This window comes from Pseudomonas triclosanedens (assembly GCF_026686735.1).
Lineage (GTDB): Bacteria > Pseudomonadota > Gammaproteobacteria > Pseudomonadales > Pseudomonadaceae > Pseudomonas > Pseudomonas triclosanedens.
In genome coordinates, this window is sequence record NZ_CP113432.1 from 152,256 (window position 1) to 167,362 (window position 15,107).

12 protein-coding genes are annotated in these 15,107 nt (G+C 65.3%); 2 read left to right on the forward strand and 10 right to left on the reverse strand.

The window, feature by feature from the left end; all coding sequences use genetic code 11:
* Window positions 1-3: 3 nt before the first annotated feature.
* The 7 genes from OU419_RS00725 to OU419_RS00755 all read right to left on the reverse strand — a co-directional run bounded on the left by OU419_RS00725 (window position 4) and on the right by OU419_RS00755 (window position 8,625).
* Window positions 4-489 carry a chemotaxis protein CheW gene (locus OU419_RS00725; RefSeq protein WP_254469814.1) on the reverse strand — a complete coding sequence of 162 codons (486 nt, stop codon included), beginning with the start codon at window positions 487-489 and terminating at the stop codon, window positions 4-6.
* Complete coding sequence (locus OU419_RS00730; RefSeq protein ID WP_254469815.1) at window positions 476-2,329, reverse strand: chemotaxis protein CheA; 1,854 nt, start codon at window positions 2,327-2,329, stop codon at window positions 476-478. Before OU419_RS00730 ends, OU419_RS00725 begins: the two co-directional genes overlap by 14 nt.
* A gap of 124 nt (window positions 2,330-2,453) precedes the next feature.
* Entirely contained in the window at window positions 2,454-2,819 is a 366-nt protein-coding gene (locus OU419_RS00735) for a response regulator (RefSeq protein WP_254469816.1), read from the reverse strand.
* 217 nt (window positions 2,820-3,036) lie between these two features.
* Window positions 3,037-4,224 carry a methyl-accepting chemotaxis protein gene (locus tag OU419_RS00740; RefSeq protein ID WP_302328775.1) on the reverse strand — a complete coding sequence of 396 codons (1,188 nt, stop codon included), beginning with the start codon at window positions 4,222-4,224 and terminating at the stop codon, window positions 3,037-3,039.
* Window positions 4,225-4,539: 315 nt separating this feature from the next.
* Window positions 4,540-6,150: an arylsulfatase gene (locus tag OU419_RS00745; RefSeq protein ID WP_254469817.1), complete on the reverse strand. Its 1,611-nt coding sequence runs from the start codon at window positions 6,148-6,150 to the stop codon at window positions 4,540-4,542.
* Between the two features lie 43 nt (window positions 6,151-6,193).
* Window positions 6,194-7,021: an ABC transporter ATP-binding protein gene (locus OU419_RS00750; protein WP_254469818.1), complete on the reverse strand. Its 828-nt coding sequence runs from the start codon at window positions 7,019-7,021 to the stop codon at window positions 6,194-6,196.
* Window positions 7,018-8,625: an ABC transporter permease gene (locus OU419_RS00755; protein WP_254469819.1), complete on the reverse strand. Its 1,608-nt coding sequence runs from the start codon at window positions 8,623-8,625 to the stop codon at window positions 7,018-7,020. Before OU419_RS00755 ends, OU419_RS00750 begins: the two co-directional genes overlap by 4 nt.
* Window positions 8,626-8,871: 246 nt before the next feature.
* Here OU419_RS00755 and OU419_RS00760 point away from each other — a divergent pair, with 246 nt between their 5' ends.
* Entirely contained in the window at window positions 8,872-9,930 is a 1,059-nt protein-coding gene (locus OU419_RS00760; RefSeq protein ID WP_254469820.1) for an ABC transporter substrate-binding protein, read from the forward strand.
* 34 nt (window positions 9,931-9,964) lie between these two features.
* Here the strand turns inward: OU419_RS00760 and OU419_RS00765 are convergent, their stop codons facing one another.
* The 3 genes from OU419_RS00765 to OU419_RS00775 form a co-directional block, all read right to left on the reverse strand.
* Window positions 9,965-10,543 carry a hypothetical protein gene (locus tag OU419_RS00765; protein ID WP_254469821.1) on the reverse strand — a complete coding sequence of 193 codons (579 nt, stop codon included), beginning with the start codon at window positions 10,541-10,543 and terminating at the stop codon, window positions 9,965-9,967.
* 8 nt (window positions 10,544-10,551) lie between these two features.
* Entirely contained in the window at window positions 10,552-11,163 is a 612-nt protein-coding gene (locus OU419_RS00770; protein ID WP_254469822.1) for a hypothetical protein, read from the reverse strand.
* 256 nt (window positions 11,164-11,419) lie between these two features.
* On the reverse strand, window positions 11,420-12,340 hold the full coding sequence (locus OU419_RS00775; protein ID WP_254469823.1) for a LysR family transcriptional regulator: 921 nt from the start codon (window positions 12,338-12,340) through the stop codon (window positions 11,420-11,422).
* A gap of 333 nt (window positions 12,341-12,673) precedes the next feature.
* Between OU419_RS00775 and OU419_RS00780 the strand changes: the two genes are divergently transcribed.
* Window positions 12,674-15,052: a TonB-dependent receptor gene (locus OU419_RS00780; protein ID WP_254469824.1), complete on the forward strand. Its 2,379-nt coding sequence runs from the start codon at window positions 12,674-12,676 to the stop codon at window positions 15,050-15,052.
* The last annotated feature ends 55 nt before the right edge of the window (window positions 15,053-15,107 follow it).

The following is a 15,107-nucleotide window of genomic DNA, read 5'->3' on the forward strand; positions in this document are numbered from 1 at the left end:
CGATCAGGCTGCTGCTTCATCGACCAGCGCCATTTCCCGGCTGGTCATGAGTTTTTCGATGTCCACCAGAATCAGCATGCGCTCGCCCGCGGTGGCCAGGCCGAGCAGGTATTCGGTGTCGAAGCTGGCGGCGAACTCCGGCGGTGGTTTGATCTCCTCGCCGGCCAGGGCGATCACGTCGGAGACCGAGTCGACCACGGCGCCGACGATGCGCCGGCCGACGTTGAGGATGATCACCACGGTGAACTGGTCGTAGCTGATGTCGGCCAGGTTGAATTTGATGCGCAGATCGACGATGGGCACGATTGCGCCGCGCAGGTTGATCACGCCTTTGATGAAGGCGGGTGCGTTGGCGATCGAGGTGACCTGGTCGTAGCCTCGGATTTCCTGCACGCGCAGGATGTCGATGGCGTATTCCTCGCGACCCAGGGTGAAGGTCAGGTACTCCTGCGCGGGACTGGCCGCGAGGCTGGCTTCAGTGACGCTCATGGCTGGTTTCTCCTTGTGCCGCCAGGCGCGGCAGGGCGTCGACATCGAGGATCAGGGCGACGCTGCCATCGCCCATGATGGTGGCGCCGGCGATCCCGTCGATCCGGCGGAAATTCTGTTCAAGGCTCTTGATCACCACCTGCTGCTGGCCCACCAGCTCGTCCACCTGCAGGGCGAAGCTCTTGCCCTCGGACTCGAGGATCACCACGATGGCCCGCTCCGGCGGCAGCGGCTGCGCGTCGATGTGCAGCAGCTCGTGCAGGGAGAACAGCGGCAGGTACTCGCCGCGCACGCGGATCACCGCCGCTTCGTCGCCGGCCATGCCGCGCACGTCGTCGGCGCGGGCCTGCAGCGACTCGACGATGTAGGTCAGCGGAATCACGTAGTTGACCTTCTCCACGGCGACGATCAGGCCATCGAGGATGGCCAGGGTCAGCGGCAGGCGGATGCACATGCGAGTGCCCATGCCGGGCGCGGAGTCGATGTCGATGCGCCCGCCCATTGCCTGGATATTGCGCCGTACCACGTCCATGCCGACGCCGCGCCCGGAGAGTTCGGTGACGGTTTCGGCGGTGGAGAAGCCGGGCATGAAGATCAGCTGCCAGACCTCGCCGTCGCTCATCCCATCGTGCACCGCCAGACCCTTTTCGCGGGCCTTGGCGAGGATGCGTTCGCGAGACAGGCCGCGCCCGTCATCGGAGATTTCCACCACCACGCTGCCACCCTGGTGGCTGGCGGCGAGCTTCACTGAGCCCTGTGCCGGCTTGCCGGCGGCCAGGCGTTCGGCGGGTGTCTCGATGCCGTGGTCGATACTGTTGCGCACGATGTGGGTGAGCGGATCGCTGAGCTTCTCGATGACGCTCTTGTCCAGTTCGGTGTGCTCTCCTTGCAGGATCAGTTCGACCTGCTTGCCCAGCCGCGCCGAGGTGTCGTGCACCAGGCGCGGGAAGCGGCTGAAGATGAAGCTGATCGGCAACATGCGGATCGACATCACCGATTCCTGCAGGTCGCGGGTGTTGTGTTCGAGCTGCGCCAGGGCCTGTTGCAGGCGCTCGTAGTGCGTCGGGTCGAGGTCTTCGCTGAGCTGGCTGAGCATGGCCTGGGTGATCACCAGCTCGCCTACCAGGTTAATCAGGCTGTCGATCTTCTCGACGCTGACGCGAATCGAGCTGGACTCGCCCTCGCCACGGCTTTCGCTGCGCGCGGCCACGGCGGCCTTGGCTGGCGCCGGGGCCGGAGCGCTGGGCGCAGCCGCTGCCTCGCTGCCGGCGGAGGGTACGCCGGGGGCCTGGTCGAAGAAACCGAAGTCTTCGCCTGCGACGGCGGTGGCTGGCGTACCCGGCGCGTCATCGAAGAAGCCGAAGGCGTCGTCGCTGTCGGAGCCCACCGCTTCGGGCGAGCCCGGCGCTTCGTCGAACAAACCGAAGGTGTCGTCCTGCGCGCTTGCCGCCGGCTCAGCCAGCCAGGCGCGCAGACGCTCCACCGTGGCCTGCACCGGCACGCTGGTATCCGGGCGCTGCTCGCGGTGGGCGTCGAGAAGGCGCTGCAGGATGTCGCGGGCTTCGAGAAACACCTCGATCATCTCCGCGCGCAGGGCGGTCTGGCCGCAGCGGATCCGGTCGAGCAGGGTTTCCAGCTCGTGGGTGACCGCAGTGAGGTCGTCGAAGCCGAACATGCCGCTGGAGCCCTTGATCGAGTGGGCCGCGCGGAAGATGCCATTGAGCGTCTCGGGGTCCGGCTGATCGAGGTCCAGCCCGATCAGCAGGAGTTCGAGGGTGGCCAGGTGCTCGTCGGTTTCCTCGAAGAACACCTGGAGGAACTGCTCCATTCCATTCGCCATCAGAGGATCCCCGCCTGCGCTTGCCCATGCTGCGTTGGAACTGCGCTCGAAATACTCATTCGCCACGCTCCGTAAACTGCGCGTTCGAGCGCAGTTCCGCCTTGCCTGAGCGGTGCCCGACCGCTCATGGCAAGACCTTGCGGGTCACTTCCAGCAGTTTCGGCGGGTCGAACGGCTTGACCAGCCAGCCGGTGGCGCCGGCGCTCTTGCCCTGCATCTTCATGGCGTCGCTGGACTCGGTGGTCAGCATGAGGATCGGTACGCTGCGGTAGCCGGCCATGTCGCGTAGGCTGCGGATCAGCGAAAGACCGTCCATGTTCGGCATGTTCTGGTCAGTGAATACCAGGTTGTAGGTCTTGCGCTGCGCCTTGCCCAGGCCGTCCTTGCCATCCACCGCCTCGTCCACCTCGTAGCCTGCGGACTTGAGCGTGAAGCTCAGCATCTGCCGGATCGAAGCCGAGTCATCGACGATCAGAATCTGCTTTCCCATTGCGAGATGTCTCCTTGCTCCAGTGCATTGGGTATCCGCTGTCCACGGCGGGTCGCTCGGCGTCAGCCGATGAGGGCGATATTCGCCAGGTATTCGATGATCGACTGCAACATGTCACTGCCTCCTGCGTACCCGTCGTGTGGGTGCGTTCAGAGCCTCTCCGCGATCTGCCGCGCATCGGCCGCAGGGCGTTGCGAGGCGAGATCGCGAGCGCCTCCTAGAAGAGTTCCACTTCGCCCGCACTGAGGCTGGTCTGCGCTACCGGGTTGCTCAGCGGTCGGCCGAGTTCGGTGACTTCCTCGCGCAGGCGCTCGCCCCATTGCGCGGGGTCGCGACCGTCCAGCGCGCCGAGGCCGACAGCCAGCGCGCCCAGCCGCGCGCCGTGCTTGCCGATCTGCCCCAGCAACTGGCTGCTCATGTCCTGGAATTGCAGCGCGGTGACCGCGGCGTTGACGCCGTCGCCGACTTCCAGGGAAATCCGGTCCAGCTCCTGCACCACCTTGAGGGTGTGCTGGTTCATGGCGTCGAGGTCGTCGAGCATGCTCTGGATCTTCTTGCGCGAATCCAGGGCGAAGGACATGTCCTTGTCGGCCAGTTGGGCGATGGCGCCCTCGGCGTCCCTGATCTCGTGGTAGACCACATCGACATGCTCTCGAATGGCCTGCGAGAAGTGGGTGGAGCGGGTGGACAGCGCGCGTACCTCATCGGCCACCACGGCGAAACCGCGACCGCTTTCGCCGGCCCGCGCGGCCTCGATGGCGGCGTTCAGGGCGAGCAGGTTGGTCTGCTTGGCGATGGCGTCCATGTCCTGGGTCGACTGCAGGATTTCGCCGATCTTGTGGGTGACGCGATCCATGCGCTCCACCAGTTGCTGCGAGGTGCGGCTGGTTTCCAGGGTCGCCTCGACGAACAGCCCGAGGGTTTCCTGGGTGGCGTGGATGAAGCGTTGGAAGTCGATGTCGTCGTCCAGGTGGCCGCGCCCGTCGTAGCGCTCGATCAGCGAATGGGACAGGCCGCGCTGGGTGTCGATGCGTTCGGCCAGGCCGTGGAAGCTGTCGGTGAGCTGGCGGATTGCCTGGTGCAGGATGCCGTCGATCTGCCGGGTATGGCCGTTCATGCTGGTCAGGTGGTTTTCCACGGCGTCCTGCAATGGGCGCCATTCCGGCAATTGCCCGCTGTCCAGGCTCACCCGCTGCGGGTCGGCCTGCGGCTGGGCGGGACCGGCCAGCAGGGGGCTCAGCACCAGGCTGGAAAGCCAGCCAACCGGCAGCATCAGCCAGAACGGTACGCCAGCCCAGCACAGTCCGGCGACCACGGCCCAGGGCAGCGACTGGATGATCAGGCGCTTCGGCAAACCCTGGCCGGAGGTCTGAACGGCAGACGAGTCGAATCGGGTATCGCGCATGGTGCACTCCGTTGCCGAGCGCCGGATCAGGGGCCGCTGCGGCTGCTGGAACAGTTCCTAAGCAGTGCTTCGGCGTAGCGTCTTAAAGCTAGAGTGCCGGTGGATGATGTCAAATTGACGCTATTTTCTCGACGTCTTCCAGAGTGCTTGATCTAGATGGGTTTTTGCCGGGCTAACCGTTGGTCGCCTTGGTTTCGCGGCGACCGACGGTCGCCGGAAAGCCCCGATTGGCGTGGCTTGCAGCGCGCTTTGGGAGTGGCAGAACGTGCCGCCTGTTGCATAGCGCGCCAGGCGGCTTGTGCGCTGTTTGGAGACTCAGCGCAGGAGGAAGGGCGACGGTGCGTCCTGAACACCGGTTTCGTTGACGTATTGCTTCCAGTGTTCGATGAGCTCTTCCAGCCTGGCCGGATGGGTCTTGGCCAGGTCCCGGGTCTCGCCGGGGTCGCGGGCCAGGTCATAGAGCTGCCAGGTGGCCGGGCCGACCGGCGCGGGCAGGTAGACCGCCTTCCAGTCGCCCTGGCGGATGGCGCGCATGCCGAAGAGCTCCCAGCCGGTGACGGTTTTCTCGTCGTGGGCCTGCTCGGTTTCGCCCGAGAGCCAGCCCAGCCAGGATTTGCCGCGCACCTCGGCCACCGCGCGACCGCGCCATTGCTTGCCGGGATGACGCACGCCGGCCAGGTCGAGGATGGTCGGGGTAATGTCCATCACGGTGGAGAATGCGTGGCTTATCTCGCCCTGGCGCTGCAATTGCGGGTAGCGCACCAGTGCCGGCACGCGGATGCCTCCCTCGGTGGTGAACGCCTTGTACAGCCGCGACGGCGCGGTGGCTGCCTGCGCCCAGCGCGGGCCGTACCAGATGTAGGAATTGGCGCGGCCGATGTTTTCCAGGCTGTTGTCGTAGTGCTGGTCGAGGAAGCTAAGCAGGTCCGGCCCGAAGCGCGGGAAGGCTTCAAGCAGTGCTCCTTCGGCGCCGTTGTCGGACATGAACAGGATGAAGGTGTTATCCAGTTCGCCTTGCTGGCGCAGATAGTCGACGACGCGGCCGACGTTCCAGTCCAGCCTCTCCACCATCGCAGCATAGACCTCCATGGCCCGTGCCGATCTGGCTTTATCCTCGGCGCTGAGTTGTGCCCACTCCTTGCTGATCGCCAGAACCGGATGCGCCTGTACGTCGGCGTCGATCAGGCCCAGCGCCTTGAGCCGCTCCAGGCGTTCCAGGCGCAGCGCCTCGGGGCCGGCGTCGTAGCGGCCCTTGTACTTGTCGACCACGTCCTTGGGTGCCTGCAGCGGCCAGTGCGGCGCGGAGAACGGCAGGTAGGCGAAGAACGGGCGGTTCTGGTCGCGCTCCTTGAGGTACTGAATCAACTTGTCGCCGAAGGCGTCGGAGGAATAGAAGTCCGCCGGCAGCTCATCGATGAACCGGTCGTCCTCGACGTACAGCGCCGGCGTCCCCTTGAGGATGCGCGGCGTGGTTTCGTCGTATGGCGGCTCGAACCCGTAGTGGTTGGCCGCGCCCGGCAGCAGCGAGAAGGAACGCTCGAAGCCGCGCGCGTGAGGCGCCTGCTCGATCTTCAGGCCCAGGTGCCACTTGCCGGCCATGAGGGTCTGGTAGCCGGCCTCGCGCAGCAGTTCCGGCAGGGCGACCACGCGGTCGTTGAGGTAGCCTTCGTAACCCGGCTTGCCCTCCAGCTCCGGGGTAAGCGCTTCGGCCATCGTGCCGATGCCGGCGATGTGATGGTCGGTGCCGGTGAGCAGCATCGAGCGGGTCGGCGAGCAGGTCGGCGCGGTGTGGAAGTCGGTCAGGCGCAGGCCCGCGGTGGCCAGCGCGTCGAGGTTGGGCGTGGAGATTTCGCCGCCGAAGGCGCCGAGGTCGGAGAAGCCGAGATCGTCGGCGACGATGACGAGGAAATTGGGACGTTTGCTCATGGTCGGGCTCACTGGATCGGGAGAGTGGGGTTGGCGCCCGCGGTCAGCAGGCGATGAATTCGAACGGCAGGTCTTCCACCCGCCTGGGTTGCGGCGCGATGTAGTCGCCGTCGCCGGTCAGCTCGTGCAGCAGCGTTTCGCGCAGGCCGAGGAAGTCGAAGCCGCCGCGTTCGCGCGGGTGCTCCAGCGGCACTTCGACGACCCGCTTGATCCGCCCGGGGCGTGGTGCCATGACCACCACGCGGTCGGCGAGGAACAGCGCTTCTTCCACGTCGTGGGTGACCAGCACGGTGGTGATGCGCTCGCGCTGGCGGATGCGCAGCAACTCTTCCTGTAATTGCTGGCGGGTGAGTGCGTCGAGAGCGCCGAAGGGTTCGTCGAGCAGCAGGATGCGTGGGCTCGCTACCAGCCCGCGGGCGATCACCACGCGCTGCGCCATGCCGCCGGAAAGCTGGTGCGGGTAGGCGCGCTCGAAGCCCTTGAGGCCGACCAGTTGCAGGTAGTCGGCGACCTTGCCGGCCTTGCCGGTGGCGCTCAGCGGCTCATTGACCAGGCCCAGGGCGATGTTCTGTTCCACGGTCAGCCAGGGGAACAGGCGGTGTTCCTGGAACACGATGCCGCGCTCGCCGCCGATGCCGTCGATGGCCTTGCCGTCGATGCGGATTTCGCCCTGGAACTCGCGGTCCAGGCCGATCAGCAGGCGCAGCAGGGTGGACTTGCCGCAACCGCTGGCGCCGACGATGGCGATGAACTCGCCGTCGGCGATTTCCAGGTCGAAGCGTTCGATGGCCTGCAGTTCGCGGCCATCCACGGGGAAACTCTTGGCGACCTGGCGAAAGCTCACCAGTGCCGGGGAAGCGAATGCGTTCATGCGTGTCTCCAGCGCGTCGCGCGCGCTTCGATGCGGTGTCCAAGGGCGGCGAGCAGTGCGCCGGTCAGGCCGACCAGCAGCATGCCGGCGCCGACCTGGTCCATGCGGAACAACTGCTGCGCGCCGATCATCAGGCTGCCGATGCCGCCGTCGGACGGCATGAAGTACTCGGCGCCGATGGTGCCCAGCCAGGCGTAGATCAGCGCCAGGCGAATGCCGGCGAATACCGAAGGGGCGGCACCCGGCAGCACCAGGCGGCGCAGGCGCTGCGCCGGTGTCAGACGCAGAGCGCGCGCCGCTTCCGCCAGTTGCGGCGGCAGGCTGGCAATGCCGCGCTGGGTTGCCAGCAGCAGCGGGAAGAAGGCGGCGAGGCCGACGAATACCACCTTGGCCGTTTCGCCCAGGCCGAACCAGGCAGTGAGCAGTGGCACCCAGGCGAAGATCGCCACCTGGCGAAGCGCCGCGAACGACGGGCCTAGCAGGCGTTCGGCCGGGCGCAGCAGGCCCAGCGCGAGGCCGAGCAGGAAGCCCAGCGCGCCGCCCAGCAGCAGGCCGGCGAGTGTGCGTTGCAGGCTGGCCAGCAGCGCGCCGGGGAGGCTGCCGTCGAGTGCGCCGTGCCATAGCGCGAGGACGACCGAGAGGGGGCTGGCGAGGATGGCTGGATCGACCCACTCGAAGTGGCTAGCCGCCTGCCAGAGCGCCAGCAGGCCGGCCGGCAGCAGCCACGGTTGCAAGCGCTCAAGACCCTGCCCGCGCGTGCTGCGACGGAACTCGCCGGCGGCCTGTTGCGGCCAGTGCAGCAGATGCCGGTCCAGTGCCTGGATGCCACGGTCCATGATGGCGCCGACCAGACCGATGACCAGGATGCAGACGAACACGATGTCGAGCATGAAGAGCTGGCGTGCCTGCACCATCAGGTAACCGATGCCTTCGCTGGAGGCCAGCAGCTCCACGGCGAGCAGTGACGTCCAGCCCTGCGCCAGGGCCAGGCGTACGCCAGTGAGGAAGGACGGTAGTGCCGCTGGCAGGATCAGCCGCCACACCAGCAGGTGGCGGGGCAGGCGCAGCACGGCGGCGGCTTCGCGCAGGCGCGGTTGCGCATCGCGCACGCCGACCAGGGTGTGCAGTGTGACCGGGACGATGATCGCCTTGATCAGCACCACCAGCTTGAGCAGCTCGCCGATGCCGAAGAACAGCATGAACAGGGGAATCCAGGCCAGCGTCGGGACCTGCGCGAGGGCGCTGAAGGTCGGCAGGACCAGGCGTTCGGCGCGGCGGCTGAAGCCGAGCCAGGCACCGAGGGCGAGGCCGCTGGCGATGCCGGCGAGCAGGCCCCAGGCCAGGCGCACCAGACTGATACCCAGTTGCTTCCACAGCTCGCCACCGAGTAGCTCGCGGGCTGCCTGCAACACCAGTTCGGGCGTGGGGAGGATCTGTGCCGACATCCAGTGGCGATGGCTGGCGATCCACCAAAGCAACGCCACTGCGACCGGTACCGCCCAGGGTGCCGCGCGAGAGGCTGAAAACCACGTCAGGCGAGGCTTTGCGAACGCCGGTGGAGGATTGTGGAGGGCAAGGCCGGATGGCTTATATATATTCTTCATTGGAATATGAAATATCCAATCGATGTGTTTTAGAGCTAAGAAAGGCCATTTAAGGGAAGCTCAGGTTCGCCAGCCAATGCGTTCGGCGAATATTTTTTATGCCTCCAAGGCATCTGCCCGCGAAGCCGGATGCTGTCTGGCTTAGGCATTTAAGTTACTAAAAGATGAATTTTTATTATTTTATTTGCTTGTCATGAGCTGCCTTTAGTGCCCCTCGCGTTCAACCCACCGCAGGAGGCAGGCGCCATGAAGGCCCTCACCCAACAGTTACTGTCACTCTTCGCCGCACCGGTGCTGGCCGGCCTGCTCGGCGCTTACCCGCCTCTCGTCCAGGCCGCGCCAGTGCAGGAAATACGCATCGCCGTGCCGGACGTCAGCGCCGGTCCGAACCATTCCGGCGGCGGCGTGGTGGACGTGCTCTACACCCGCCAGTTGCTGGAGAAGGAGTTCGCTGCCGATGGCATCCAGGTCAAGTGGACCTTCTTCAAGGGCGCCGGCCCGGTGATCAACGAAGCGTTTGCCAACGACCAGGTGGACTTCGCCTACCTCGGCGATCTCGCGGCGATCATCGGCAAGTCCAGCGGCCTAGACAGCCGCCTGCTGGCCGCAACCGCTCGCGGTGTGAACCATTACCTCGGCGTGCAGCCGGGTTCCGGCATCCAGTCACTGCAGGACCTCAAGGGCAAGCGCGTAGGTCTTTTCCGCGGCACCGCGAGCCAGTTGTCGTTCGACAACGCGCTGGCCGCCGAGGGGCTCTCGGAGAAGGATCTGAAGGTGATCAACCTCGATTTCGGTGCCGCGCTGGCGGCCCTGGCGGCCAGACAGATCGATGCGACCTGGGGCCTGGCCGGGCTGTTCGCGCTGCGCGAGAAGGGGCTGGCGGACATCCCGCTGAGCACCCGCGATCTCGGCGGCGCTGGCACCTTGCAGGCGGTGCTGGTGGGCAACGGCAAGTTCGTCGACGCACACCCGGATCTCACCCAGCGCCTGCTGAAGGTGCAGTTGCAGGCGGTGCAATGGGCCAGCGCGGATGACAACCGTGATGCCTACATCGACCTGGTGTCCAAGCAGGCGAGCTACCCGGCGGTGATCTTCAAGAGCGAGTACCAGGATCGGGGGCTGACCGAGGTGTTGTCGCCCAAGCTCGACGACGGCTTCCTCGCGCTGCTGGACGAGTCGATCCAGGCGGCGAAGACCTACGGGCTGATCCGCCGGGACTTCAAGGCGAGCGAGTGGGCGAAGCCCGAGTTGCAGGAGGCGGCGGGCAAGCAGGTGGCAGGGCAGCCAGTGGCTGCGCTGCAGTGATGCGCACTGCGCCGGAGGACAGCTCCGGCGCGGGTTACAGCAGCTTGCGCTGCTGCGCTTCTTCCAGCGTGCTGCGAGTCAGCTTGGCAAGGACGGGATCGACCGACTCGTTGAAGGGGACGGCGAATACCAGCAGCAATTGCATCCAGGTCGTCGTGCGCTCCCGCTTGACCACACGGCCTTGCTCCTTGCCATTGGCGTCGTAGAAGCGTGTTTCCATGATCCACTCGTTGTCGAAGGTTCCCGGAATCACCAAGAGGGTAGCGCCGGAGATGATCGCCAGTGCCATGCTGCCGGTCTCGTGGTTGCTGACTTGCACCTTTGCGTACACGTCCGCGTCGCCCTGGCCGAGATCGATCTTGCTGAACGCCTGGCTGGCCCGGTACTCCTTGACCAGCAGATCTTCCAGACGCGGCACGTTGAAGCCACCCTGAGTGGGCTTTCCGTTGAACTGGTGATCGGTGGTGATCTTGATGCGGACACTGTGCAGGGGCTGGTCACTCTGCACAGGCCAGACCTTGGCGTCGGCTTGCTGTTGATGCGAGTAGGAAATGCAGCCTGTCAGATGCAGGCAGAGGCAGGCGAGCAGGGCAATCCGGTACTTCTTCATCATCCCGTCCCTCATTGGCGCGGCAGTTGGCTGGTGGCGTCTTTGAGCAGTGACTCCACCAACTGGGTGAGTTGTGTGCTCCCCAAAGCGCCATTGGCGTAATCGCTATCCCAGAGCCCCGTGTTCTGCCGCAGGTTCAGCGTCTTGTGGCTGCTTGCGAGCGGCTTGCCCGTGGCATCTTCGATCTGCAGGTCTCCAGCCAGGTCGTACTTGTCTACGTAGATCGGGCCGTTTACCCAGATCCACATCGTCAGAGTGAGGAGGGCGCCGGGGAAATAGCCGGGGTGTGGTGTGCGTTTGCCGTCGAGCGAGGAGAAGTTGAACTTCAGGACGACGTCGTCGCCCTCTACCCTGGCCGGGAAGGTGATGCGGTGCTCGAAGTACTTGCCGCGCTCGACATGCTGGCCGATCTGCTCGGTCAGGTTCGTACTGACGGTGCGGCGCCAGTTGTCGTTGGTGATTTCCTTGTCGGTGATCGTTATCTCGTTGATCTGGGCGGCGTGCGGGTAGGTTCTTTGCGCCGTTTCGGCAGGCGCGCCGATCGGGCCGGAGGGGTGGAACGAAACACACCCGCCCAGGCCGAGCATCAGCAGGCCGATAAGCAGAGAAGAGGTCGAGCGCATGGGTTCTCCTTAACCCGCGACACCGATAGCGGCGTCGAGAGGAAATGACGGTTTGGCGGATGTCAGGAGATGACGAAAAACGAAGGAATGGCGTTGCGGGGCGACTTCCAGGTCAGTACGGCTTCTCCTCCTGACGGCTTGCGCCGCAGGTGATCGCATTGTGCCACTCTGGCTCTTCACTGTCAGGTTGTTCAGACATGCAAAGCCAGCGGGGGGGCGCAATGAAAGTGGCTGCGCGGTTTTCCTGTGGTGGCTGTCATGCCACCGCGCCATTCGTCTCGCTATCCAGTTTCAGCAGAAGCTCGATCATCGCCCGCGCGGCCGCAGAGAGGCGGTCGCCGGTGCGGGTGACGATGCCGCAGCGTGCCTGGAGAATGTCGACGTTGTGCGGCAGGTTGCGGAAGTGCAGGCGCACCAGCTCGCCACGGGCCATCGGTTCGTTCAGTGCTTCCTCGACGGCGATGCCGATGGCGTCGGTCTGGCTGACGATGCGTACCAGCGAGGCCATGTCCTCGCACTGCACATTGGCGGTGACGTCGATCTTGCCGCTGAGGTTGGCCAGCATCTTGCGCGCGCTGGGCGGAATCAGGGTGGCCGCCAGGGGGTAGGCGAACATGTCGTTGGTGGAGAGGCTGTCCTTGGCCAGCAGCGGGTGCCCGGCGCGGCAGAAGAACAGACCGTTGCGCGGTTTCAGCGGGCGGGTCTGGAAGTTCGGATCGGCTTCGAAATGGCGGATGTCGGCCACGAAGAATTCGATCTCCTCGCGGCTCAGGTTGCGTGCCAGGCGTTCCCAGTTGTCCACGCCGAACTGGATATGGATGCCCGGATAGCAGCGGACGAAGTGGGCCACCGCGTCGGACACCAGTTTCTGTGCAGGCGCCGGACCGCAGCCGAAGCGCACCTCACCGGAGTCGAGCTTGTTCAACCGGGCGATGGCATGGCTGAGGTTGGTCGCTCCCTGCACCAGGCTGAGCGCGTGCTGCAGCACGACCTGGCCTTCGGGGGTTGGCCGCAGATCCTTGCTGCCGCGGTCCACCAGGCGGCAGCCCAATTCCTGTTCCAGGCCCTGGATGCTGCGGCTGAAAGCCGGCTGGGTGATGCCCATCGCATCGGCGGCACGGACGAAACTTCGGTGTTCGTTGAGGGCGATGAAGTAACGCAGTTGGCGCAGATCCATGATGCTTTTCCGGCATTGAAAATAGTGGGCAAAGGCATTTGCCGCAGGAGATGCGCTGGTTTTAAATGCAAGCTCTTATTCCGTCAATGAAGAATAAAACTTAAATCTATTCTTTTAAGAAATAAGAATATGCACAAGACCAGGAGCCGCCCGATGCATGCCTTGAGCCGCCCGCCTTGCCGAATGTGCCGTTCCTGCGGCCATCGGCATTGTCGCTGACCGCCCCGCCGCGTTAACGCGGCGTTTCCCGAATCACTGAGCTGCCGTTCGCCGCATTCACGCGGTGCGGCCCCCTTTTGCCCGCGATTTTGCGCGGTCGCCAAGGAATCACCCATGAGTTCGAGACTGCACTTCCCCTTCTCCACCCCGCGCCGCCTGCGGGCGCCGGATTACGCCGTGGTCCTGCTGCTGGCGCTGGGCGGCGCGTTGCCGGCCCTCGCCGACGAGACCGACGAGGAAGCCACTGCCACCACGGCGGCCACTACCAGTGCCTCGCCCGCGAAGGCCGATGCCACGCTGGGCAAGGTGACGGTCACCGCCCGCCGCCGCGAGGAAGACTCGCAGAAGGTACCGACGCCGATCACCGTGCTCGGCGGCGAGACGCTGGAAAGCCAGCGCATCTACAAGGTGCAGGATCTGCAGCAGGTGCTGCCGAGCGTCAACGTCGCCTTCATCCACGCGCGCCAGTCGAGCATCGCGGTGCGCGGCATCGGCAACAACCCTGCCAGTGACGGCCTGGAAGGCAGCGCCGGGGTCTATCTGGACAACGTTTACCTCGGCCGCCCCGGCATGGCGGTGTTCGACCTGCTGGACATCGAGCAGCTCGAACTGCTGCGTGGCCCGCAGGGCACGCTATTCGGCAAGAACACCACCGCCGGCGTGCTGAACATCAGCACCCGTGCGCCAACCTTCACTCCCGAGCGCAGCGTCGAGGTATCCGGTGGCCAGGAAGGCTACTTCCAGGGCAAGGGCACCGTTTCCGGCGCGCTGACCGACACCGTGGCGGGCCGGGTGTCGGCCTACCGCACCCGCGACGACGGCTACATCAAGAACATCCACGACGACAACTACCTCAATGGCGGCGAGCGCCAGGGCATCCGTGGTCAGTTGCTGTTCAAGCCCAACGACGATTTCGACCTGCGCTGGATCAACGACTACAACGAGGAAGACTCCAGCAACGGCAGCATGGTGGTGTACGGCGCCGCCGACCGTTTCTGGCAGCGCGCAGCGGCAGTGGGCGCATCGCCCATCCGCGACCCGGACCGGCACAAGGTCAACATCAACAGCCGGCAGAGCGTCAGCGTGCACCAGGGCGGCAGCTCGGTGGAGGCCAACTGGAACCTCAACGGCGGCTTCAAGCTGACCTCGATCAGCGCCTACCGTTATTGGCACTTCACGCCGGCCAACGATGAGCAGCTCAACGTTTCGGCGATCAACAACACCGGCGTGGAAGTGCATGACCGCCAGTTCTCCCAGGAGATCCGTCTGGCCTCGCCGACCGGCGGAGCCTTCGACTACGTGCTGGGTGCCTATGCGTTCAACCAGAACCTGGGCAACAAGACCTTCACCGACTATGGCCCATTGGCTGATCGCTACCTGCTCGGCAGCAATCTCAACGCGCTGAACAACACCTACACCAAGGCCAACGGCAAGATCGAGACCGACAGTTTCGCGCTGTTCGCCCAGGGCACCTGGCACCTCACCGACAAGCTGGACTTCACCGCCGGCCTGCGCGGCACCTACGAGGAGAAGGACGCCAAGGTGCAGCGCTTCTCCCCGGTGGGTGGCGCTCCGGTGACAGGCGCGGCGGCGGCTGTGCGGCGCAATCAGTTGGGCGCCTACGACTCCGGCGATCTCAGCCTGTACAGCTTCGCCCCGTCGGCGCTGCTCAGCCTGAGCTACCAGTTCAACAACGATCTGCTCGGCTACGCCTCGCTGTCCCACGGCGAGAAGTCCGGCGGGGTGAACCTGGCCGTGGCCAGTGCACCGACCGCTGGTGCGGATTCGCTGCTGGTCGGGCCGGAGCGCGCCAACGACGCCGAGCTTGGGATCAAGTCGACCCTGTTCGACAACCGCCTGCAGCTCAACGCCAACATCTTCTGGACCGGCATCCACGGCTACCAGGCCACCACGCTGTACCAGCCGGCTGGCTCGACCCAACTGGTGTCGGTGCTCTCCAACGCCGGCAGCGTGCGCTCGCGCGGCCTGGAGTGGGAGGCCACGGCACTGCCGCTGCGCGGCCTGACACTGAACTTCAACGGCTCCTACAACGACGTGACCTACCTGTCGTTCAAGGACGCTCCGTGCCCGGCGGAGGTTGCCACCCAGCCCGGCGCGCCAGCCAGTTGCGACCTCACCGGCGAGCGCGTGGTCGGTGCGTCGAAGTGGATTGCCAACTTCAACGGCGAGTACGCCTGGAACCTTGATGGTGGCGTTCGCCCGTACGTGACCGGCAGCTATGCGTACCGCTCCGAAGCCGAGGGCACGCTGGACAACTCCGACCTCTCGAAGATCGACGGCTACGGTCTGGTGAACCTCTCCGCCGGCCTGCGCAAGGACATCGGCGACGGCCAACTGGATGCCTCGATCTGGCTGAAGAACGCCTTCGACAAGGACTACTACCTGGCCGCCTTCGCCAGCATCAACGGCTCCTACACCGCTTCGGTGGGGCAGCCGCGCACGCTGGGCGCCTCGGTCCGTTACGACTTCTGATCCCACTCCCGCGCCGTTCGCGGCGCGGTCCGTTGCAGTACCCCCGTGACAGCAA

What these genes read in the sequence shown, in the direction of transcription:
- OU419_RS00745 (WP_254469817.1), bottom strand. Translation starts at nt 6,150, where the DNA reads ATGAGCAAACGTCCCAATTTCCTCGTCATCGTCGCCGACGATCTCGGC.
- OU419_RS00780 (WP_254469824.1), top strand. Translation starts at nt 12,674, where the DNA reads ATGAGTTCGAGACTGCACTTCCCCTTCTCCACCCCGCGCCGCCTGCGG.
- OU419_RS00775 (WP_254469823.1), bottom strand. Translation starts at nt 12,340, where the DNA reads ATGGATCTGCGCCAACTGCGTTACTTCATCGCCCTCAACGAACACCGA.
- OU419_RS00750 (WP_254469818.1), bottom strand. Translation starts at nt 7,021, where the DNA reads ATGAACGCATTCGCTTCCCCGGCACTGGTGAGCTTTCGCCAGGTCGCC.
- OU419_RS00730 (WP_254469815.1), bottom strand. Translation starts at nt 2,329, where the DNA reads ATGGCGAATGGAATGGAGCAGTTCCTCCAGGTGTTCTTCGAGGAAACC.
- OU419_RS00755 (WP_254469819.1), bottom strand. Translation starts at nt 8,625, where the DNA reads ATGAAGAATATATATAAGCCATCCGGCCTTGCCCTCCACAATCCTCCA.
- OU419_RS00765 (WP_254469821.1), bottom strand. Translation starts at nt 10,543, where the DNA reads ATGATGAAGAAGTACCGGATTGCCCTGCTCGCCTGCCTCTGCCTGCAT.
- OU419_RS00770 (WP_254469822.1), bottom strand. Translation starts at nt 11,163, where the DNA reads ATGCGCTCGACCTCTTCTCTGCTTATCGGCCTGCTGATGCTCGGCCTG.
- OU419_RS00725 (WP_254469814.1), bottom strand. Translation starts at nt 489, where the DNA reads ATGAGCGTCACTGAAGCCAGCCTCGCGGCCAGTCCCGCGCAGGAGTAC.
- OU419_RS00760 (WP_254469820.1), top strand. Translation starts at nt 8,872, where the DNA reads ATGAAGGCCCTCACCCAACAGTTACTGTCACTCTTCGCCGCACCGGTG.
- OU419_RS00735 (WP_254469816.1), bottom strand. Translation starts at nt 2,819, where the DNA reads ATGGGAAAGCAGATTCTGATCGTCGATGACTCGGCTTCGATCCGGCAG.
- OU419_RS00740 (WP_302328775.1), bottom strand. Translation starts at nt 4,224, where the DNA reads ATGCGCGATACCCGATTCGACTCGTCTGCCGTTCAGACCTCCGGCCAG.